The organism is Streptomyces sp. NPDC029164, assembly GCF_055563995.1.
Window position 1 is genome coordinate 24,924 of the sequence record NZ_JBVHWW010000038.1, and the last position, 19,633, is coordinate 44,556.

At 72.2% G+C, this 19,633-nt stretch carries 17 protein-coding genes; 10 read left to right on the top strand and 7 right to left on the bottom strand.

The genetic code is table 11. The features are described 5' to 3' along the window. The first annotated feature begins 64 nt into the window (after positions 1–64). From ACZ4VT_RS30465 to ACZ4VT_RS30475, 3 genes are all read left to right on the top strand, one after another. A complete protein-coding gene (locus ACZ4VT_RS30465) occupies positions 65–265 on the top strand; it encodes a hypothetical protein (protein ID WP_362860386.1) in 201 nt (66 codons plus the stop codon). Further along, on the top strand, positions 262–678 hold the full coding sequence (locus tag ACZ4VT_RS30470; RefSeq protein ID WP_467954495.1) for a type II toxin-antitoxin system death-on-curing family toxin: 417 nt from the start codon (positions 262–264) through the stop codon (positions 676–678). Before ACZ4VT_RS30465 ends, ACZ4VT_RS30470 begins: the two co-directional genes overlap by 4 nt. 115 nt (positions 679–793) lie before the next feature. Next, complete coding sequence (locus tag ACZ4VT_RS30475; protein WP_467954497.1) at positions 794–2,578, top strand: DEAD/DEAH box helicase; 1,785 nt, start codon at positions 794–796, stop codon at positions 2,576–2,578. Positions 2,579–2,652: 74 nt separating this feature from the next. Here ACZ4VT_RS30475 and ACZ4VT_RS30480 read toward each other — a convergent pair whose 3' ends face one another. Further along, positions 2,653–4,059: a hypothetical protein gene (locus tag ACZ4VT_RS30480; RefSeq protein ID WP_467954499.1), complete on the bottom strand. Its 1,407-nt coding sequence runs from the start codon at positions 4,057–4,059 to the stop codon at positions 2,653–2,655. Between the two features lie 372 nt (positions 4,060–4,431). Here ACZ4VT_RS30480 and ACZ4VT_RS30485 point away from each other — a divergent pair, with 372 nt between their 5' ends. Both ACZ4VT_RS30485 and ACZ4VT_RS30490 read left to right on the top strand, forming a co-directional pair. Next, positions 4,432–5,073 (top strand): IclR family transcriptional regulator, encoded by a 642-nt coding sequence (locus tag ACZ4VT_RS30485; protein WP_007264382.1) that lies wholly within the window; start codon positions 4,432–4,434, stop codon positions 5,071–5,073. A gap of 178 nt (positions 5,074–5,251) precedes the next feature. Then, positions 5,252–6,049, top strand: coding sequence for a S16 family serine protease (locus ACZ4VT_RS30490; RefSeq protein WP_467954501.1), 798 nt, complete (start codon positions 5,252–5,254; stop codon positions 6,047–6,049). Here ACZ4VT_RS30490 and ACZ4VT_RS30495 read toward each other — a convergent pair. From ACZ4VT_RS30495 to ACZ4VT_RS30505, 3 genes are all read right to left on the bottom strand, one after another. Beyond that, the gene (locus ACZ4VT_RS30495) at positions 5,988–7,319 is read right to left on the bottom strand and encodes an MFS transporter (protein WP_467954503.1); all 1,332 of its coding nucleotides are present in this window, start codon (positions 7,317–7,319) and stop codon (positions 5,988–5,990) included. The two genes, ACZ4VT_RS30490 and ACZ4VT_RS30495, sit on opposite strands and share 62 nt — an antisense overlap. Before the next feature lie 69 nt (positions 7,320–7,388). After that, on the bottom strand, positions 7,389–7,991 hold the full coding sequence (locus ACZ4VT_RS30500; RefSeq protein ID WP_467954505.1) for an ArsR/SmtB family transcription factor: 603 nt from the start codon (positions 7,989–7,991) through the stop codon (positions 7,389–7,391). Between the two features lie 65 nt (positions 7,992–8,056). After that, positions 8,057–8,536 (bottom strand): Lrp/AsnC family transcriptional regulator, encoded by a 480-nt coding sequence (locus ACZ4VT_RS30505; protein WP_351297364.1) that lies wholly within the window; start codon positions 8,534–8,536, stop codon positions 8,057–8,059. A 141-nt stretch (positions 8,537–8,677) separates the two neighbouring features. Here ACZ4VT_RS30505 and hppD point away from each other — a divergent pair, with 141 nt between their 5' ends. Continuing rightward, a complete protein-coding gene (gene hppD, locus ACZ4VT_RS30510; protein ID WP_467954507.1) occupies positions 8,678–9,832 on the top strand; it encodes a 4-hydroxyphenylpyruvate dioxygenase in 1,155 nt (384 codons plus the stop codon). A 165-nt stretch (positions 9,833–9,997) separates the two neighbouring features. On the opposite strand, the gene ACZ4VT_RS30515 is transcribed toward hppD, so the two are convergent. Next, positions 9,998–11,530 carry a tetratricopeptide repeat protein gene (locus ACZ4VT_RS30515; protein ID WP_467954509.1) on the bottom strand — a complete coding sequence of 511 codons (1,533 nt, stop codon included), beginning with the start codon at positions 11,528–11,530 and terminating at the stop codon, positions 9,998–10,000. A 95-nt stretch (positions 11,531–11,625) separates the two neighbouring features. Between ACZ4VT_RS30515 and ACZ4VT_RS30520 the strand changes: the two genes are divergently transcribed. Next, positions 11,626–13,008: an FAD-binding oxidoreductase gene (locus tag ACZ4VT_RS30520; RefSeq protein ID WP_467954511.1), complete on the top strand. Its 1,383-nt coding sequence runs from the start codon at positions 11,626–11,628 to the stop codon at positions 13,006–13,008. Between the two features lie 44 nt (positions 13,009–13,052). Here the strand turns inward: ACZ4VT_RS30520 and ACZ4VT_RS30525 are convergent, their stop codons facing one another. Then, complete coding sequence (locus tag ACZ4VT_RS30525; protein ID WP_467954513.1) at positions 13,053–13,532, bottom strand: SsgA family sporulation/cell division regulator; 480 nt, start codon at positions 13,530–13,532, stop codon at positions 13,053–13,055. Positions 13,533–13,789: 257 nt separating this feature from the next. Between ACZ4VT_RS30525 and ACZ4VT_RS30530 the strand changes: the two genes are divergently transcribed. Both ACZ4VT_RS30530 and ACZ4VT_RS30535 read left to right on the top strand, forming a co-directional pair. Further along, the gene (locus ACZ4VT_RS30530; RefSeq protein WP_467954515.1) at positions 13,790–15,154 is read left to right on the top strand and encodes an RDD family protein; all 1,365 of its coding nucleotides are present in this window, start codon (positions 13,790–13,792) and stop codon (positions 15,152–15,154) included. A 418-nt stretch (positions 15,155–15,572) separates the two neighbouring features. Beyond that, positions 15,573–16,337 (top strand): RDD family protein, encoded by a 765-nt coding sequence (locus ACZ4VT_RS30535; RefSeq protein ID WP_467954517.1) that lies wholly within the window; start codon positions 15,573–15,575, stop codon positions 16,335–16,337. A 67-nt stretch (positions 16,338–16,404) separates the two neighbouring features. Here ACZ4VT_RS30535 and ACZ4VT_RS30540 read toward each other — a convergent pair whose 3' ends face one another. Further along, entirely contained in the window at positions 16,405–16,719 is a 315-nt protein-coding gene (locus ACZ4VT_RS30540) for a hypothetical protein (protein ID WP_467954519.1), read from the bottom strand. A 473-nt stretch (positions 16,720–17,192) separates the two neighbouring features. Between ACZ4VT_RS30540 and ACZ4VT_RS30545 the strand changes: the two genes are divergently transcribed. Beyond that, positions 17,193–19,547, top strand: a complete 2,355-nt coding sequence (locus ACZ4VT_RS30545) for an immune inhibitor A domain-containing protein (RefSeq protein ID WP_467954521.1) — start codon at positions 17,193–17,195, stop codon at positions 19,545–19,547. The last annotated feature ends 86 nt before the right edge of the window (positions 19,548–19,633 follow it).

Below are 19,633 nucleotides of genomic sequence, written 5' to 3' on the forward strand. Positions count from 1 at the left end.
CCGAGGCGTGTGCGCCGGGGAATTCGGCTGCGTCACGGCCGGCGGCCGCATTAGCGTTGCGGCCATGAACGAGCTGATCATCCGGCTGTCCGACGCCGAGCGCGCGGAGTGCGCCGACCTTGCCGACGCCACCGGCCAGTCGCCCGAGGAGCTCGCGCTCGACGCCGTACGGGCGCGGCTGCGGGCCGAGCGGGACCGTGTCGGGGCCGAGGCGCTGCGCCTCGCGCAGCGGCACGCGCCCCTGCTGAAGCGGCTCGGCGCATGACCGCCACCGCCGCCGCCCCGGTGCGCCACCTCACCCTCGCCGAGGTCCTCGACCTGGCCCGGCACGCCTGCCTGGCCCAGGACCAGCCCGTCGAACTGCGCGCCCCCGGGTTGCTGGAGTCGGCGGTGCACCGGCCGCGGGCCCGCATGTTCGGGACCCCGGCCTACGAGGACCCGTACGAGCAGGCCGCCGCGCTGCTTCACGGCATCGCGACGAACCACCCGCTGGTCGACGGGAACAAGCGCACTGCCTGGCTCGCCGCGGCCACCTTCCTCGCCGTGAACGGGGCCGACCCGGGCGACGTCGACCAGGAGGCCGCGTACGCGCTGGTCATCGACGTGGCGGCCGGCCACGAGACGGACGTCGCACACGTCGCCGGCCGGCTGAGGGCGCTGCTCCGCCCTCCGGTGTGACGCTCGCCGCACCGCGCGAGGTCACGGGCCTGTCCCTCCGCGAGGGGCGGGCCCGTCCCGGTAAGGTGGCCCGGTTGTCCTACGTACGACTGCCGAGAGCGACGAACCGGAGACCGTGACTACTACCGCCTCCCACCACCTCTCACCCGCCTTCCCCGGCCGCGCCCCTTGGGGTACGGCGGGCAAACTGCGCGCCTGGCAGCAGGGAGCGCTGGACCGGTACATCGAGAAGCAGCCGCGGGACTTCCTCGCGGTCGCGACCCCGGGCGCAGGCAAGACCACCTTCGCGCTGACCCTCGCCTCCTGGCTGCTGCACCACCACGTGGTCCAGCAGGTGACCGTGGTCGCGCCGACCGAACACCTGAAGAAGCAGTGGGCGGAAGCCGCTGCGCGGATAGGCATCCGGCTGGATCCCGAGTACTCCGCCGGACCGCTCAGCAAGGACTACCACGGGGTCGCCGTCACCTACGCCGGTGTCGGCGTGCGCCCGATGCTGCACCGCAACCGCTGCGAGCAGCGCAAGACCCTCGTCATCCTCGACGAGATCCACCACGCCGGTGACTCGAAGTCCTGGGGCGAGGCCTGCCTGGAGGCCTTCGACCCGGCCACCCGGCGCCTCGCCCTGACCGGCACGCCCTTCCGGTCCGACACGAACCCGATCCCCTTCGTCGCGTACGAGGAGGGGAACGACGGGATCCGCCGGTCGTCCGCCGACTACACCTACGGATACGGGAACGCGCTCGGCGACGGCGTCGTCCGGCCCGTCATCTTCCTCTCCTACAGCGGCAACATGCGCTGGCGCACCAAGGCGGGCGACGAGATCGCCGCCAAGCTCGGCGAGCCGATGACGAAGGACGCCATCTCTCAGGCCTGGCGCACCGCGCTGGACCCGCGCGGCGACTGGATGCCGAACGTGCTGCGCGCCGCCGACCAGCGGCTGACGGAGGTCAGGAAGGGCATCCCCGACGCGGGCGGCCTCGTCATCGCCTCCGACCAGGACTCGGCGCGCGCCTACGCCAAGTTGCTGCGGGAGATCACGGGCAGCAAGGCGACCGTGGTGCTCTCCGACGACACCGGCGCGTCGAAGCGGATCGACGAGTTCAGCGAGGACGGCAGCCGCTGGATGGTCGCGGTCCGGATGGTGTCCGAGGGCGTCGACGTGCCGCGCCTCGCGGTCGGCGTGTACGCGACGACGATCTCGACCCCGCTGTTCTTCGCCCAGGCCGTCGGGCGCTTCGTGCGCTCGCGCCGGCGCGGCGAGACCGCGTCCGTGTTCCTGCCGACCATTCCCTATCTCCTCGGCTTCGCCCACGAGATGGAGGTCGAGCGCGACCACGTCCTCGACAAGCCGAAGAAGCAGGGCGAGGAAGACCCGTACGCCGAGTCCGAGAAGGAAATGGACGAGGCGAACAAGCAGGAGGACGAGGACACCGGCGAGGACGAGCAGATGTCCTTCGAGGCGCTGGAGTCCGACGCGGTCTTCGACCGGGTGCTCTACGACGGCGCCGAGTTCGGCATGCAGGCGCACCCGGGCAGCGAGGAGGAGCAGGACTACCTCGGCATCCCCGGACTGCTGGAGCCGGACCAGGTGCAGATGCTGCTGCAGAAGCGGCAGTCGCGGCAGATCGCGCACAGCCGCCGCAAGCCGGACTCCGAGGCGGACCTGCTGGAGCTGCCGGCGGAGCGGCGGCCGGTGGTCTCGCACAAGGAGCTGCTGGAACTGCGGAAGTCGCTGAACACGATGGTCGGCGCGTACGTCCACCAGAGCGGCAAGCCGCACGGCGTGATCCACACGGAGCTGCGCCGGGTGTGCGGCGGGCCGCCGAGCGCGGAGGCCACGGCGGGGCAGCTGCGCGAGCGGATCAAGAAGGTGCAGGAGTGGGCCACCCGCATGCGGTGAGTTCACACAGAACAGGGGACGGGGTCCGTGCGGGACATCGCACGGACCCCGTCCCCTGTGACCGTCCGGCGGTCTTACGCGGTGGGGCGGCGACGGCGGCCGGTGCCCGCGACCAGGGCCGCGCCCATGGCGAGCGCCACGCCGGCCCCGCCGAGGGCCCAGCTGGTGGCCGCGTCGGTGCCGGTCTCGGCCAGCCGGCCGCCGGTGGTGACCGGGGTGGTGTCCTTGACCGGGGTGGAGCCGCCGTCGGGCTTGGGCTGGTTGCCGGTGGTGCCGCCGTCACCGGTGCCGGGCTCGGTGCCCGGCTCGGTGCCCGGCGCGGTGATCGCGCTGTGGGCGAAGGCCACGTCGGACGTGATGCCGTCCTCGCCGTGGTCGCCCGCGAGCACGGCGATGAAGATCGGGCCGACCGGGGCGTCCTCGGTGAACTTGGCCCGCAGCCGGATGTCGAACTTCGCGTCCTTGCCGACCGCGCGCTCGATGTTCGTCCAGGCCACCTGGCTCGACGTGTCGTTCTTGGCGTCGACCCAGCGCTCGCCGTCCCAGACCTCGATGGCGAGGTGCTTCGACTTGAGGGTTTCGCTGTTGTTGTCGAAGAAGACCGCGAAGCCGTACTTGTCGATCTTCTCCTTGCCGGAGTTGTCGACGCCGACCGAGAACGGCTGCCAGGCGCCGCCCGCCGTGAAGCCGCCGGCCGGCAGGCCCTGCACGGCGATCTTCGGGCCGTTGTTCTGCTCCTGCTCGTCGTCGGGCGAGGTCACCTTGGACTCGTACCGGACGCGGTCCGCGGTGCCGCCCTCGGCGGTCGTGGACAGGGAGAAGCGGGAGGGCGGCGTGTCCTTGCCGAACTTCATACGAAGCTTGAGGTCGAAGACCTCGTTCTTTTCGATGTCGACGTCGGCCAGGCTGAGGCTGTAGACCTCCTCGGACCCTTCCGCCGCGATGGTGTGCCAGCCCCAGGCGCCCTTGGAGTCGGGCGCGTAGACCTGGGTCTGGATGTCGCCGGCCTCCCACCCGAAGGTGTCGAGGGTCCACAGGACCAGTTCGAGGGAGTAGTCGTCGACGCCCGGGCGGCCCGAGTTGTCCACGTGCAGGGAGAACTCGCTCCAGCCGGCGCCGGACTTGAACTCCTTCGGGAGGCCGTCCAGGGTCAGCTTCGGGGCCGGGGCGGCGGGCGTCTCGTCGGTCTTTCCGGCGCCCCCGGAGGTGACCGTCTCGGCGGGCTGCGGCTGCGGCTTCGGCTGGGTCTGCGGGGCCGCCGGCTGCTGCCCGGCCTCGGGCTTCGACGCCTCAGGGCCCCCCGGGGCGTCCGGTGCCGGCGGGGTCTCGCCGGTCGCCGGGGCGGTGTCGTCCTCCGGCGCCGCGTCCGGGGTCGTGACCGCCGGGTTGCGGACCTCGTCGGCCATCGCGGGCGTGGCCATCAGGACCGTCGGGCCGACCACCGCGGCGGCGGCGACCATGGCGATGCGCTTGAGCTTCATGCGGATTTTCCCCCTGTTCACGGCTCAGGTGCGCATCCGCGCATCCCCCCAGAGCCGTAGGACCATCTTTTTGAACATGATCAGAGTAATGGGGCGGTAAAGGGCTCCTGTGCACATTGAGGTTACGAATCGACACCGGTAGCGATCAGGAACCGGCATAAACAGGTAGCACGCGCCCGGATTCTGGACGAGCCCTTCCGCTGAGCGGACCTGCTCGCTACTGTCCCCGCATCGAACGCACCGTGGCAGCGCCGCCGCGGGAGCGCAGCCGGTGCCATGGCCGCTACCGGCGGCCTCTCCGTGCGCCGCCGCGGGACCGGCGGCGTTCCACCCCGAGAGTCACCGCCGCCCACCGAAAGAGGGAGAGGCGTCGTGACCGCGGAAACCTCCCAGACTCTCGACAGAGGGCTCAGAGTCCTCAAACTGCTCGCCGACACCGACCACGGTCTGACCGTCACCGAGCTCTCCAACCGCCTCGGTGTGAACCGCACCGTGGTCTACCGGCTCCTCGCCACGCTCGAACAGCACGCCCTGGTCCGCCGTGACCTCGGCGGCCGGGCCCGCGTCGGTCTGGGCGTACTGCGGCTGGGCCGGCAGGTGCACCCCCTCGTACGCGAGGCCGCCCTGCCCGCGCTGCGCTCCCTCGCCGAGGACATAGGGGCCACCGCCCACCTGACCCTCGTCGACGGCACCGAGGCGCTCGCCGTCGCCGTCGTGGAGCCGACCTGGACGGACTACCACGTGGCCTACCGGGCCGGCTTCCGCCACCCGCTGGACCGCGGGGCCGCCGGGCGGGCCATCCTGGCCGCCCGTCAGGGCTCCCTCATCGAACCCGGGTACACGCTGACGCACGGCGAACTCGAAGCGGGCGCGAGCGGCGCGGCCGCGCCGCTCGTGGGGATCACCGGGCTGGAGGGCAGCGTCGGGGTCGTCATGCTGGCGGACGCGGTGCCGGAGCGGGTGGGGCCGAGGGTGGTGGACGCGGCGCGCGAGGTGGCGGACGCGCTGCGCTGACGCTCGGCGCTCGGTCCGACTGGGTTTTCGGTGGGGGCGGTGTGGGGTGCGGGTGCGGCGCCGTTGCCGGGGCTCCGCCCCGGACCCCGCGCCTCAGACGCCGGCGGGGCTGAAAGAGCGCGGCGGGCTGGACTGGCCGGCGAGGCCGGACCTGCGGGCGGGCGGATAGATTGGGCGGGTGCTCTCAGCCCTCACACGTCTGTCGCGTCCCGTCGCCCTGGCCGTTTGTGCCGTGCCCGTGGCCGGGTTGTTCGTCGCCGCGGCCTTCGCGCCGTTGCCCTACGTGGTCGCCGTGCCCGGGCCCACGGCCGACGTGCTCGGCTCCGACAAGGGCAAGCCGGTCATCACCGTCACCGGGGCGCCCGTCCGGGAGACCGAGGGCCAGCTGCGGATGACCACCATCCGGGCCACCGGGCCGTCCTCGACCATGCGGCTGCACGAGCTCGTCGACCACTGGTTCAAGACCGATCAGGCGGTCATGCCCAAGGAGGCCGTCTACTCCTCGGGCGGAAGCGACGAGGAGATCGAGAAGCACAACCTGGAGGAAATGGCCAAGTCACAGTCGGCCGCCGCCGAGGCCGCGCTCGGCTACCTCGACAAGGACCCCAAGGACGTCAGGGTCGACCTCAACCTCGCCGACGTCGGCGGCCCCAGCGCCGGCCTCCTCTTCTCCCTCGGCGTCGTCGACAAGCTCGACGGCGACGGCAGCGGCGGCGACCTCACCGGCGGACGCAACATCGCCGGTACGGGAACCATCACCGCCGACGGCACGGTCGGCGCCGTCGGCGGGGTGGCCCTGAAGACCCAGGCCGCGCGGCGCGACGGGGCGAGCGTGTTCCTCGTACCGAAGGCCGAATGCGCGGACGCGCGGTCGGAACTCCCCGAGGGACTGCGGCTGATCCCCGTCGGTTCGCTCACGGACGCGGTGAACTCCCTGCGCGCGCTGAAGCGGGGAGAGGACGTTCCGTCCTGCTGACGTCCGGCCCCCGGTCCAGGCCGCGCCAGGCCGGGAAGACCAGCGGGGCGAGCGTCGTCAGCAGGTAGGTCCCGCCGAACAGCAGCAGCGCCCGGCCGACCCCGAACCCGTCGACCAGCAGACCCGCCGCCAGCCCGCCCAGCGGCATCGTCAGCTCACAGCCGGCCGTGGTCACCCCCGCGACGCGGCTGCGCAGCTCCTCCGGCACCCGCTCGAACATGACCGTGGTCAGGATCGGGTTGAGCACGCCCGCGCCCAGGCCGGCCAGGGCCATCGTCACCGCGAGCGGCAGCGGCGTGTCGGTGACGGCGGCCACCACGTACCGGGTCGCCCCGGAGAGCAGGAAGGCCCCGGCGAACACCGCCCGGCGCGGGAACCGCTCGCCCCACATCCCGTAGAGCAGGGCGCCCAGCAGCGCGAAGCCGCCGAAGAGGGAGATCATCAGGCCGAGCGCGGTGGCGCCGCCGAGGGCGTCCCGGCCGTGCACGGGCAGCAGCACCGAGGACCATCCCTGGTCCAGGCCGTTGGTCATCATGACCATCACCGTGATGCCCATCAGCAGCCGGGAGCGGGTCAGGAAGGCCCAGCCCTCGGCCAGTTCGGCACGGTACGCCGCGAAGGACACCTTCCCGGCGGCCCGCTGCGGCTCGGCGGCCGGCACCCCGCGCACGAACACGGCGACCAGCAGCGCCGACGCCCCGAAGGTCGCCGCGTCCAGCAGCAGTACGGTCTCGGCGCCGAAGGCCGTGATCAGTACGCCGGCCACGGCGGCCCCGACCATCCGGGCTCCGCGCGAGACCGCGTCGTAGAGGCCGGCCGCCCGGGTGACGGTGGTGCCGGCGTGCTGGGCCAGGTTCGGCAGGAGCACGCCCCGGGCGGTGAGGCCCGGGGTGTGCACGAGGCCGCAGAGGGCCATCAGCGCGCACAGCATCCAGAACGCGAGCACGCCCGCGTGGTGCAGCAGCGGGATCGCGCCGACCGCCAGCCCGCTGATCAGGTCGGAGGCGGCGGAGACCCGGCGGCGGCCGATCCGGTCGATGACCGGGCCGCCGACCAGGGCGGCCACGACGACGGGCAGGGTGGCGCAGAAGGCGACGACCCCGGCCCGGCCGGCGCTGCCGGTGGTCTGCAGCACGAACCACGGGACGCCGATGAGGGTGAGTGAACTTCCCGCTATGGAGATGGTGTTGGCGGCCAGTACGGCGGCCAGTGGGCGCTTGTCCGTGCGGCGCTCCGCGCACGGCGGCTCGTCGGGGAGTGGGGCGTGCACAGCAGGACTCCTGGGCTGAGTGGGGGAGGGGGCGGCGGGTGCGGCCGGGCGGCGGATGTGGCGGGGCCGCTACTCGGCCCGGCGGGGCCGTTCCCCGGGCGTCTCGCGCGGGAAGGCGTGCGTGTGGAAGCGGACCGCCTTCGTGCCCTCCGAGGCCGGGAGATCGCGATAACCGTTGATCAGCTCGTGCATCTTGAGGATCAGTTCGTGGCTCTGTGCGGGGGTCAGGCGCAGGGTGAAGTCGCTCATGTCCGCGCCGCGCCGCCACTCCCGGGGCCAGTTGTGGGCGTTGCCGAGCCAGGTGCTCAGCTCCTGCGTGTGGATCGTCGCGATCTCGTGCAGGAAGAGGTCCGCCGCGCCGCGCACGGCCGGGTCCTCGTCGAGCGTCAGCCTCTCGTCGAAGGCCGTGCTGTCGTACGCGGCCCGCCACCAGCGTTCGCGGCCCTTGCCGTGCTCGGGCGCGTCCTCGACGAACCCGTGCGCCGCGAGCTGGCGCAGGTGGTAGCTGGTGGCGCCGCTCGACTCCCCCAGTCGCTCGGCCAGTTGGGAGGCGGTCGCGGGGCCGTCGTGGCGCAGGGCGCCCAGGAGCCGGATGCGCAGGGGATGGGCGAGGCCGCGCAGTGAACGCGCGTCGAGCGTACGAACGTTGGGCGCTGCGGGGTTCTCGGGCATGGCTCGACGATAGAGTTGCAAAGAAATCTCTGCAAGGATTTCTTTGCAACTCCTCCTTCGTGGGGTCAGGGGCGGGTGTCGTCCTCGGCCGCCTGCTCGACCAGCGGGATGATCCGCAGGGGCACGGGGTTCTCCATCACGATCGCCGTCGACGCCCGGACGATCCCCTCGAACCCGACGACGCGGTCGATCACCCGCTGCAGGTCGGCGTTGGACCGGGCCACCAGCCGGCACAGCATGTCCCCGTGCCCGGTGGTGGTGTGCAGCTCCAGTACCTCGGGCACCCCGTCCAGGTGGGCCCGTACGTCGGCCCCCTGCCCCTGCTTGATCTCCAGCGTGGCGAAGGCGGTCACCGGATACCCGAGGGCCGTCGGATCGACCTGCGGGCCGAACCCGCGGATGACCCCGTTCGACTGGAGCCGGTCCAGGCGGGCCTGCACCGTCCCGCGGGCCACGCCGAGGCGCCGCGAGGCCTCCAGGACACCGATCCGGGGCTCGCGGGCGAGCAGGACGATGAGCCGGCCGTCGAGTTCGTCGATGCCCATGGACGCCTCCAGGTGCCCACACGTGCCCGTGGGTGGTCATAGTGCACAGATGTTTCAACCATCCTGCGCTCAGACTGGTCACCTTGTACAGGCAAACAGGAAACTATTGCGCAGCTTGTGGATCGGCGGGACTCTGCGCTCATGACTGAGTCTCTGGCGAACCTCGAAACCACCCCGCACACCGCGCGTGAGGCAGACCCCTTCCCGGTGAAGGGCATGGACGCGGTCGTCTTCGCCGTCGGCAACGCCAAGCAGGCCGCGCACTACTACTCGACCGCCTTCGGCATGAAGGTCGTGGCCTACTCCGGCCCGGAGAACGGCAGCCGCGAGACGGCCAGCTACGTCCTGACCAACGGCTCCGCGCGCTTCGTGCTGACCTCGGTCATCAAGCCGGCGACCGACCACGGCCGCTTCCTGGCCGAGCACGTCGCCGAGCACGGCGACGGCGTGATCGACCTCGCCATCGAGGTCCCGGACGCCCGCGCGGCCTACGCGTACGCCGTCGAGCAGGGCGCCCGCGGCCTGGACGAGCCGTACGAGGTCAAGGACGAGCACGGCACCGTGGTGCTGGCCGCGATCGCGACGTACGGCCAGACCCGCCACACGCTGGTCGAGCGCGGCGACTACACCGGCCCGTACCTCCCGGGCTACGAGGCCGTCGAGCCGATGGTCGCGCCCCCGGCCAAGCGGACCTTCCAGGCCATCGACCACTGCGTCGGCAACGTGGAACTCGGCCGGATGAACGAGTGGGTCGCGTTCTACAACAAGGTCATGGGCTTCACGAACATGAAGGAGTTCGTGGGCGACGACATCGCGACCGAGTACTCGGCGCTGATGTCCAAGGTGGTCGCGGACGGCACCAAGAAGGTCAAGTTCCCGATCAACGAGCCGGCGATCGCGAAGAAGAAGTCGCAGATCGACGAGTACCTGGAGTTCTACGGCGGCCCCGGCGTCCAGCACATCGCGCTGGCCTCGAACGACATCGTCGCGACGGTCCGCTCGATGCGCGCGGCCGGCGTCCAGTTCCTGTCCGTGCCGGACAGCTACTACGACACGCTCGGCGAGTGGGTCGGCGACACCCGGGTGCCGATCGACGAGCTGCGCGAGCTGAAGATCCTGGCCGACCGCGACGAGGACGGCTACCTGCTGCAGATCTTCACCAAGCCGGTGCAGGACCGCCCGACCGTCTTCTTCGAGATCATCGAGCGCCACGGCTCCATGGGCTTCGGCAAGGGCAACTTCAAGGCCCTGTTCGAGGCGATCGAGCGCGAGCAGGACAAGCGCGGCAACCTCTAGTCGCCCGGCGACTTCGGGCCCCCCGGCCGGCGCCGGGGGGCCCGCCCGTGCCCCGGCCCACGGCGTCGCGGCCCCGTGAGGGGAGGGCCGCGGCGCCGTCGGCCGGTCAGCGGGCCGGCCGGTCAGCGGGCCGGTCAGCCGGTCAGCCGGTCGGCGGCAGGCCGGTCAGCGGCCGGACGGAGAAGGGGCCGCCTTCGGTTCCCGCGGCGCCTTCGGCTCCTGGGACGCCTTCGGCTTCGGCTCGGGATTCGGCTTGGGCAGCTCCGGCTCCACCCACGGAGTGACCGGCCGCAGGTGCTCCGGGCCGCCCGGCGGCGGCTGGCCGATCGCCGTCAGGGCCTCCCTGGCCAGCGGCCCCCGCAGCGGCGAGAAGTGCGGGTTCGTCCGCGCGGTCTCCTGGAGGTGTCGCCGGGCCGCCGCCACATCGCCGAGGCCGCGCTCGATCATCGCCCGGTGGTACGAGAAGTCGGCGCTGCGCAGGCCCTGTTCCGTGGCCTTCTTCGCGTACTCCAGCGCCGCCGCGTCCTCGCCCGCCTGGTGCAGCGCCCACCCCAGCGCGTCCGCCACCTGCACGCTCTTGTGCCGCGACCACTCCTCCGACAGGCGCCGCACCGCCGCCGCCGGATCGCCGTGGTCCGCCTCGTACAGGCCGAGGACCACATCGTCGTCGACGCCGTTCTGGGCGTCCCGCGCCGCCAACGAGCCGATCATGTCGTACGGAACGCGCGCCTCCTGCGTCCGGCCCAGCGACTCCAGCAGCTCGCCCAGTTCCCTGGCCAGCTGCGGCACCGGGGTCCGCCCCAGCGCCAGCCGGTAGTCCCGCACCGCCTCCCCGGAGCGGCCCAGCGCGGCCAGCGCACGGGCCCGGCCGCCCAGCGCCTGCGCCTGCGCCGGATCCGTCCGCAGCGCACCCTCGTACTGGCGCAGCGCCTCCGCCGCGTCACCCCGCTCCCAGGACAGCTCCCCGAGCCGGAACAGCGCGTACGCCTTCTCCGCCGGTGCCTTCGCCGCGCCCGCCGCCTCCTCCATCGACACCACCGCGTCCTCGCGCCAGCCGCGGTCTCGGTAGACCTGCGAGGCCCGTACGTGCGCCACCAGACCCGGCCGCAGCTCCAGCAGCAGCTCCATCGCCTTCTGCGCGCCCTTGTAGTCGCCGAGCCCCGTGTACGCGTCCACGAGCACCGGGTACGCCGTCCACCGCTTCGGCGCCTGCGCCCGTACGAGCTCACCCCACTTCCTGGCGGTCCCGAAGTCACGCCGGGCATTGGCCAGCGCGCCCATGCCCGTCATCGCGTCGAAGTTGCCCTTCTCCGCCGGGCGGACCTCCAGCGAGCGCTTCAGCGCCTTCTCCGCCTTCGGGAACCAGTCCGAGTCCGCGGTGCGCCGGGCCTGTTCGACGTACGCGGAGCCGAGGACCGCCCACGAGGCGTCGTCGTCCGCGTGCTTCGCGACCCACTTCTCCCGGTCCGCCACCAGCGCCGTCAGGTCCACCGCCGCAGCGGGCGCGCCCATGCCCACCGCCGACGCGGCGCGTTCGCTCGGCCCCGGCGGGCGGGCGTCGTCACCGGTCCGGGCGGGGCGGATCAGCAGGGCCCCGGCGATCAGGACCACGGCGACCGCGGCGGCCACGAGCGTCTTGCGGCCGGTGAAGGTCACGGGCGGCGCCGGCGTCTGTGATTCCTCGTCGATACGGTCCATGGGGTCACTGTGCGTCAATATGAAGAGTTCACGGAGGTGCCCGAAGAGGGGCGCGGGCGTGTTCACACCGATGGCCCCGGTGCCACGCTTGTCCCATGGATGACGATCTCTCCGCACGTCTGCGAGCGAACCTCCTCGAAGGACTCCCGGCCGACGCCCTGCTCACCGATCCCCAGGTGACGGCCTCCTACGCCACCGACATGGCCAGCTTCTGCGCCGCCGGGACCCCGGCTGTCGTCGTACTGCCCCGGACCGTCGAACAGGTCCGGCACGTCATGCGCACCGCCACCGCCCTACGAATCCCCGTCGTCCCCCAGGGCGCCCGTACGGGCCTGTCGGGCGGCGCCAACGCCTCCGACGGCTGCATCGTGCTGTCCCTCGTCAAGATGGACCGGATCCTGGAGATCTCCGCCGTCGACCGGATCGCCGTCGTCGAACCGGGCGTGGTCAACGCGGTGCTCTCGCGGGCCGTATCCGAACAGGGCCTGTACTACCCGCCCGACCCCTCCAGCTGGGAGCAGTGCACCATCGGCGGCAACATCGGCACGGCCTCGGGAGGCCTGTGCTGCGTCAAGTACGGGGTCACCGCCGAGTACGTGCTCGGCCTCGACGTGGTCCTGGCCGACGGGCGGCTGCTGCGCACGGGCCGCCGCACCGCCAAGGGAGTCGCCGGATACGACCTCACCCGGCTCTTCGTCGGCTCCGAGGGCAGCCTCGGCATCGTCGTGCAGGCCGTCCTCGCCCTCAAGCCCGCGCCGCCCCGCCAGCTCGCGCTGGCGGCCGAGTTCCCCTCCGTCGCGGCCGCCTGCGAGGCCGTCTGCGCCGTCATGGAGGCGGGCCTGACCCCCTCGCTGCTGGAGCTGATGGACCGTACGACCGTCCGCGCCGTCAACGCCCTCGGCAAGATGGGCCTGCCGGAGGCCACCGAGGCCCTGCTGATGGCCGCCTTCGACACCCCGCACGCCCCGGACGACCTCGCGGCCGTGGGGGCGCTGTGCACCGCCGCCGGGGCCACCGCCGTCGTGCCCGCCGAGGACGAGGCGGAGTCGGAACTGCTGCTGCAGGCCCGCCGGATGTCCTTCCCCGCGCTGGAGGCCCTGCGGCCCGCGACGATGATCGACGACGTCTGCGTACCGCGCTCGCGGCTCGCCGAGATGCTGGACGGGACGGCCGCCATCGCCCGCGCCCACGACCTGCTCATCGGGGTCGTGGCGCACGCCGGAGACGGCAACACCCACCCGATCGTCTGCTTCGACCCCGCCGACGAGGACGAGACGCGTCGGGCCCGCGAATCGTTCGGCGCGATCATGGGGCTGGGGCTGGAACTGGGCGGGACCATCACCGGAGAGCACGGGGTCGGCGTCCTGAAGAAGGAGTGGCTGGCCCGCGAACTCGGCCCGGTGGGAATGGAGATGCAGCGCGCCGTCAAGCAGGCCTTCGACCCGCTGGGGCTGCTCAACCCGGGCAAGCTCTTCTGACGCCGGCTCCGCGGCCGGCCGTACGCGGCCGGGACCGTCCGCCATCACAGGTCCCCGTCCGCCGACTCGTCCGACGGCCACGGGTCGCGCAGCCACAGGTCGTCGGCGGGGGTCGGCGTGAGCAGCTCGGCCAGGGCCGCGTCCAGGCCGAGCCGCTCGGCCTCGGTGCCGGGCGGGACCATGCGCAGGGTGCGCTCCAGCCAGGCCGACACGGAACCGGCCGGGGCCTCCAGGAGGGCGTCGCCGTCGGGGGAGCTGAGCGCCATGCAGAGCACGGCCTTGTTGTCGACCTTGGTGGGCCAGATCCGGACGTCGCCGTGGCCGCAGGGGCGGAACACCCCCTCGACGAGCAGCTCGCGGGCGAAGGTCCAGTTGACGGGGGTACTGGAGCCGGTGTGGAAGGTGATGTGGACGGCGTACGGGTCGTCGGTCAGATAGAGGAGCCGCGCCGGGACGGGGATGCTGCGCTCGGGGGACAGGACCAGCTTCAGTTCCAGCTCGCGCTCGATGACGGGGTGGTGCATGACGGCCTCACTTCGGTTCGGTGCGCAGGGCCTGATGGCGCCCCACATCCCGAGAGAGCGGCGATGTGCCCGGGTATGACGCGAGTTCCGGCAACGAACCGGAGATTGGCCGAATTCTGTCGGCTGACCGAAATCCGCCGTGGGGCGTGAGGTTAGCTCAATGGCTTGGATTCTCCCGTTACCGGACCGGTCGGGGCGAGGTTCTTGGCTATGGTCCTCCCTTGCACAAGCCTCAAGCCACGATCGGAGTTGGGGACATGACGGCCTCCCCTGGTGACGGCGAGCACGCGGCCCGCGAGGGCTACTACCCCGATCCGTCCATCCCCGGGTACATCCGGTACTGGAACGGCGCGGCCTGGGTGCCCGGCACGAGCCGGCCCGCCCCCGCCCAGGAGACGGGGCCGGTGTTCCTGGACGAGACCTCCGTGACCGAGGCACTGCCCGAACCCGAACCGGTGCGCGTACGCGAACCGGAACGCGAACCGGAACGCGCCCGCGAGCCGGAACCCGTGGTGTGGCAGGCCGACCCCGTCCACCAGGCCGGCTTCGGCGGGCCCCGCGACCACCGGGTCTCGTGGGGCAGCCCGGCCGAACCCGAGCCCGAGGCCGGCCAGGCCGCCGCCCGCCCGGCGGGCATCTCCCTGGCCCGTACGCCGGCCGCCGCGGCGGCGCCCGCGCGCCTGCCCGCGGCCTCCATGGGCATCCTGTCGGCCCGGTCCCCGGCCGCGCAGGCCCCGGCACCCGCCCCCGCCCCGGTGCCGACCCCTGCCGTCCCCGCTCCGGCCCCCGCATGGCCCGACGCACCCGGAGCCGGAGTATCCGGAGCCACCTCCTCCTGGCCCGGGGCAGCGGCCGCCGCCCCGGCGCCCTCCCGGCCCGCCGCCCCGGCCGACCCCCGCCCGGAGGCCGGGCTCCCCGCGGCTCCCCGCCCCGGCACCGCGCAGCCCGCCGAGGCCCCCCGGCACGAGGTGTGGGCACCGCGGCCCGCGGGCGTCCGCCCGAAGGTGCCGACCCCCGAGCCGACCCCCGTGCCGGCCGCCCCGGCCGAGCCCCGCGCCAAGGGCTGGGAGCCGCGCGGATCCGAGGGCGACCGCCCGTCCCGCCCGGCGGGCGCCAGTACACCCCGGGCCGTCTTCGAGCGGATGGCGGACCGGGCCGTGCGCCCGGCGGGGCTGACCCGCAGATTCGTGGCCCGCGTACTGGACTCGCTCGTCCTCGCCGCCGTCGCGGCCGCCGTCGCCCGGCCCCTCCTCCCCGGGGCCACCGCGCACGTGCAGGCCAAGGTGGACGCCGCCCGCGCGAGCGGACACACCACCACCGTCTGGCTGTTCGACACGACCATCGCCGGCCACCTGGGCCTGGTCCTCGGCGCCGTTCTCCTCTTCGGAGTGCTGTACGAGGCGCTGCCCACCGCCCGCTGGGGCCGCACCCCGGGCAAGAAGCTGCTCGGCGTGCGGGTGCTGGCCACCGCCACCCTCCGCCCGCCCACCTTCGGCGCGGCCCTGCGCCGCTGGCTCGTCTACGCCCTCCTCGGCCTCCCCGGCAGCCTCTGGTGCCTCGTGGACCGCCCGCGCCGCCAGGCCTGGCACGACAAGGCGGCCAAGACGTACGTAGCCCGCTAGACCGGTGCGCCGCCGCCGGGGCTCCGCCCAGCCCCCGCCGGGCTCCGCCCCGCACCCCGCGCCTCAAACGCCGGCGAGGCTGGATGGTGCGGCAAGGTCGCAGGTTCTGGGGTAGCAGCCGGGCCGGTTGGGTCGGGGTCGGGTGTGTGTCGGGGTGTCCCCGCAGGGCGCCGAACACAACAAGGCCGATCTCTCCGACCCCTCGACACGTTCGGCGCCCGAGGAGACACCCCGGCGCGCGCCCGGCCCCGGCCCGAGCGGCCCCCTCGTACCCCCGGCCCGAGCGGCGCAGCCACCCGGCGCCCAACCGGCCCCCTCCGATCCGGCCCGAGCGGCGCAGCCCCCGGCCGACAGGCCTTCTCCCCCGAACGGACGCCGCCCCGTTGCGGGGGTGACGGTGCCGGGTTCGACTCGGGCCATGAGTACCGACCAGCCGCCGCCGGCCGAGCCGCCCGAGGAAGACCCGTTCCTCAAGAAGCCCCAGGAACCGACGCCTCCGTCGGGCGGTTCGCCGTACGGCTCGCCGCCGCCCCCCGGCAGCGGCGGCCCCCCGCCGCCCCCGGGAGGCCCGGGCGCCGGCGGGTTCCCGCCCCCGGGAGGCCCGGGCGGCGGCGGATACCCGCCCCCGCCGCCCCCGTACGGCGGCGGTGACCCGTACGGCGGCGGCTCCGGCATGCCCGACCCGCTCGCAGGCATGCCGCCGCTCGCGGACACCGGCAAGCGGGTCGTCGCGCGCATCATCGACTGGCTGGTCGTGGGCATCCCGGTCTGGCTCGTCTGGTTCATCGTGACGGGATTCAGCGTCAACTGGGACACGAGCGACCCCGACGCGGGGGAGGGTGTGTCCGACACGGCCGCCAACTGGTACACCGGCGCCTTCGTGCTGTGGCTGCTGATCGCGATCGCCGCTTACGTCGCGTACGACTGGTACTTCAACGCCAAGAGCGGCCGGACCCTCGGCAAGAAGGCGATGGGTCTGCGCGTCGCCATGCTCAACGACGGCAGCGTGCCCTCGTCCAAGAGTTCCCTCGGCCGGGCGTGCGCCCTGTGGCTGCCGTGTCTCATCCCCTGCTGCGGCGGCTTCTGGTGGATCGTCGTGTTCATCTCGATCCTGGTCGACAAGCCTTACCAGCAGGGCCTGCACGACAAGGCGGCCAAGACCGTCGTAGTCCGGTCGACCTGACGCGTACGCAGCGGCGCAGCACACAGCGGGCGGTCTCCCTCCGGGGAGGCCGCCCGCGCCGCGTCGCTCAGTGGTGGACGGGGTGTTCGGCTCCGGCGGTCCGGGGATCGGGCACCCGGGCGGCCGGCGCCGCACCCTCGTGGGAGGCGGGCCCCGCGGCGGGCGCGGGGGCCGCGGGGGCCCCCGTACGGGCCGCGTGACGGCCGCGGCGCCGGGGCGCGGGCACGGTGAGGGCGACGAGCAGACCCAGGGCGAGCGCGGCTGCGGAGATGACCGCGACCCCGAGCCCGGTACTCGTCTGCGACAGCAGCAGCATGGCGATCGTCGACACGATGACCGTGGCGGACCCGTAGGCGAGCTGTGCGGCAGTCGGACGCGGCATGGCGGTATCCGTCCTCGGGAGGGGAGGGGGAGTCGGCTCAACTAGGTCGCGCGTCAAGTGACTCTATGACGGGAGATGCCCGAGAGGAACCGCCGGTAAGCGTGACCTAACACACGGTGCCGGAGCACGGGGGGCGCACGGGATCATTTTTCGCGCCACGCCAGAGGGGGAAATGGGGACGGGACGGACCTCCGGCGGGGTCGGGAAGCGCCCTTCGCCCCGTATGGCTGTGGAACGTCCGGATAGCGGAACTGCCTGACCGCATAGTGCAGTTGTAAGGGACAAGTCAAGGTCTGTCTTTTCTTGCTTCTCTCCGGTCAAATGTCGTCACTTGAGACGCGCGCCGCGCGGAACCCCCCACTCCTATGGAGAAGTTCCGACACTACGTCGCGGCCGCGGGAGGGGAACGACATCAAGTGACCAGCAATTCCGCCCGACGGCGTGCAATCCGTGCTGCCGCCGTCACCGTGACCATGGCTGCTTGTGCGACGAGCGCCACCTTCTTCACCGTTACCGCGGCTCAGGCCGAGGGTAAGGGTGCGGCCGCCCCGGCGGCCGACCGGCAGGACCCGACCGCTCCCGCCAAGGTCGTCGAGCACGACCTGAAGGGTCCGTTCAGCGAGCAGCAGGCCCAGCAGCGCAAGGCCGCCCTGGACCAGGTGCTCCAGGGGAAGAAGGGCGTCGAGCAGCGCGGCGCCTCGAAGGTCGTCAAGCTCGACGACAAGAAGTACGTCGAGCTCGGCCGCGAGAAGACCGACAAGATCTTCACGATCCTCGTCGAGTTCGGCGACCAGGTCGACAACACGACCATGCACGACCCGGACGGCCCCGGCCCGCAGCCGGCGGTCCCGAAGTACGGCGGCACCCCCGGTCCGCTGCACAACACGATCGCCCAGCCGGACCGTGCGAAGGACAACAGCACCGCCTGGCGCAAGGACTTCAGCCGCGAGTACTTCCAGGAGCTGTACTTCGCTTCGGGTCAGGGCAAGGACTCGCTGAAGACCTACTACGAGAAGACCTCCTCGGGCCGCTACTCGGTCGAGGGCGAGGTCGCCGACTGGGTCAAGGTCCCGTACAACGAGGGTCGTTACGGCTCGAACTACTGCGGCCAGACCAACTGCTCCAACGTGTGGGACACCGTCAAGGACGGCGTCGCCGCGTGGACGGAGGGCCAGAAGAAGGCCGGGAAGACCGACGCGCAGATCAAGGCGCAGCTGGCCCAGTACGACCAGTGGGACCGCTACGACTTCGACGGCGACGGCAACTTCAACGAGCCCGACGGCTACATCGACCACTTCCAGATCGTCCACGCGGGCGAGGACGAGTCGGCCGGCGGCGGCGTGCAGGGCACGACCGCGCTGTGGGCGCACCGCTGGTACGCCTACGGCACCGCGGCGGGCAAGACCGGCCCGGACAACAACAAGGCCGGCGGCACCCAGATCGGTGACACCGGCATCTGGGTCGGCGACTACACGATGCAGCCCGAGAACGGCGGCCTCGGCGTCTTCGCGCACGAGTACGGCCACGACCTCGGCCTGCCCGACCTCTACGACACCACCGGTGGCGGCGAGAACAGCGTCGGCTTCTGGTCCCTGATGTCGGCCGGCTCCTGGCTCGGCACCGGCAAGGACTCCATAGGCGACCTCCCGGGCGACATGACGGCCTGGGACAAGCTCCAGCTGGGCTGGCTGAACTACGACACGGCGAAGGCCGCGACGAAGTCCACCCACAAGCTGGGCGTGGCGGAGTTCAACACCAAGGACAAGCAGGCCCTGGTCGTCGAGCTGCCGAAGAAGAAGGTCCAGACGGACGTCGTCGCGCCCGCCGAGGGTTCCACCCAGTGGTGGAGCGGCATGGGTGACGACCTCAAGAACACCCTCACCCGCTCCGTGGACCTGACCGGCAAGAAGTCCGCCGCGCTGTCCCTCAAGGGCTGGTGGGACATCGAGGCCGACTACGACTACCTCTACACCGAGGTGTCCACGGACGGCGGCGCCACCTGGACCGCCCTCGCCGGCACCGCCGACGGCACGGCCCTCCCGGCCGACGCCTCCGGCAGCCCGTCGCTCACCGGTGTCTCGGGTGCCTGGAAGAACCTGAACTTCCCGCTCGACGCCTACGCGGGCAAGAAGGTCGACCTCCGCTTCCGCTACCAGACGGACGGCGGCGCGGGCGGCAAGGGCTTCACCGCCGACGCCGTGACCCTCACCGCGGACGGCTCCGCGCTGTTCACCGACGGCGCCGAGAACGGCGACAACGGCTGGACGGGCAAGGGCTTCTCGCGCATCGGCGCCAACTTCACCAAGGAGTACGCGCAGTACTACCTGGCCGAGAACCGCCGCTACGTCTCGTACGACAAGACCCTCAAGGTCGGCCCGTACAACTTCGGCTTCGGCAACACCAAGCCCGACTGGGTCGAGCACTACCCGTACCAGGACGGCCTGCTCATCTGGCAGTGGGACACCAGCCAGAAGGACAACAACACCAGCGTCCACCCGGGCCAGGGTCTGATCCTCCCGGTCGACGCCAACGCCAAGCCCATGAAGTGGGCCGACGGCACCCTGCTGCGGAACAAGATCCAGCCGTACGACGCGACCTTCAGCGCCTACTCGACGGACGCGTTCACGCTGCACAAGAACGGCGAGTCGCTCTTCCTGAAGCCCAAGCCCGCCAACCTGGTCTTCGACGACCACAAGGGCAAGTACTTCTACGACGAGAACCCGACCGGATCGGTGAAGGTCACTGACACCAACACCAAGATCAAGATCCTGAAGGAGACCTACGACGGTGAGGTCATGACCGTCGAGGTGGGCCCCTCCTCGAAGTAATTCGGTAAAACCGCAGGTCAAAGCATGATCGGCCGTCGCCCTCTAGCGGGCGGCGGCCGATCGCGTTTAGATGCCCGGTACGAGTT

What these genes read in the sequence shown, in the direction of transcription:
- ACZ4VT_RS30465 (WP_362860386.1), top strand. Translation starts at nt 65, where the DNA reads ATGAACGAGCTGATCATCCGGCTGTCCGACGCCGAGCGCGCGGAGTGC.
- ACZ4VT_RS30470 (WP_467954495.1), top strand. Translation starts at nt 262, where the DNA reads ATGACCGCCACCGCCGCCGCCCCGGTGCGCCACCTCACCCTCGCCGAG.
- ACZ4VT_RS30480 (WP_467954499.1), bottom strand. Translation starts at nt 4,059, where the DNA reads ATGAAGCTCAAGCGCATCGCCATGGTCGCCGCCGCCGCGGTGGTCGGC.
- ACZ4VT_RS30500 (WP_467954505.1), bottom strand. Translation starts at nt 7,991, where the DNA reads ATGCCCGAGAACCCCGCAGCGCCCAACGTTCGTACGCTCGACGCGCGT.
- ACZ4VT_RS30505 (WP_351297364.1), bottom strand. Translation starts at nt 8,536, where the DNA reads ATGGGCATCGACGAACTCGACGGCCGGCTCATCGTCCTGCTCGCCCGC.
- hppD (WP_467954507.1), top strand. Translation starts at nt 8,678, where the DNA reads ATGACTGAGTCTCTGGCGAACCTCGAAACCACCCCGCACACCGCGCGT.
- ACZ4VT_RS30515 (WP_467954509.1), bottom strand. Translation starts at nt 11,530, where the DNA reads ATGGACCGTATCGACGAGGAATCACAGACGCCGGCGCCGCCCGTGACC.
- ACZ4VT_RS30520 (WP_467954511.1), top strand. Translation starts at nt 11,626, where the DNA reads ATGGATGACGATCTCTCCGCACGTCTGCGAGCGAACCTCCTCGAAGGA.
- ACZ4VT_RS30525 (WP_467954513.1), bottom strand. Translation starts at nt 13,532, where the DNA reads ATGCACCACCCCGTCATCGAGCGCGAGCTGGAACTGAAGCTGGTCCTG.
- ACZ4VT_RS30530 (WP_467954515.1), top strand. Translation starts at nt 13,790, where the DNA reads ATGACGGCCTCCCCTGGTGACGGCGAGCACGCGGCCCGCGAGGGCTAC.
- ACZ4VT_RS30535 (WP_467954517.1), top strand. Translation starts at nt 15,573, where the DNA reads ATGAGTACCGACCAGCCGCCGCCGGCCGAGCCGCCCGAGGAAGACCCG.
- ACZ4VT_RS30540 (WP_467954519.1), bottom strand. Translation starts at nt 16,719, where the DNA reads ATGCCGCGTCCGACTGCCGCACAGCTCGCCTACGGGTCCGCCACGGTC.
- ACZ4VT_RS30545 (WP_467954521.1), top strand. Translation starts at nt 17,193, where the DNA reads ATGGCTGCTTGTGCGACGAGCGCCACCTTCTTCACCGTTACCGCGGCT.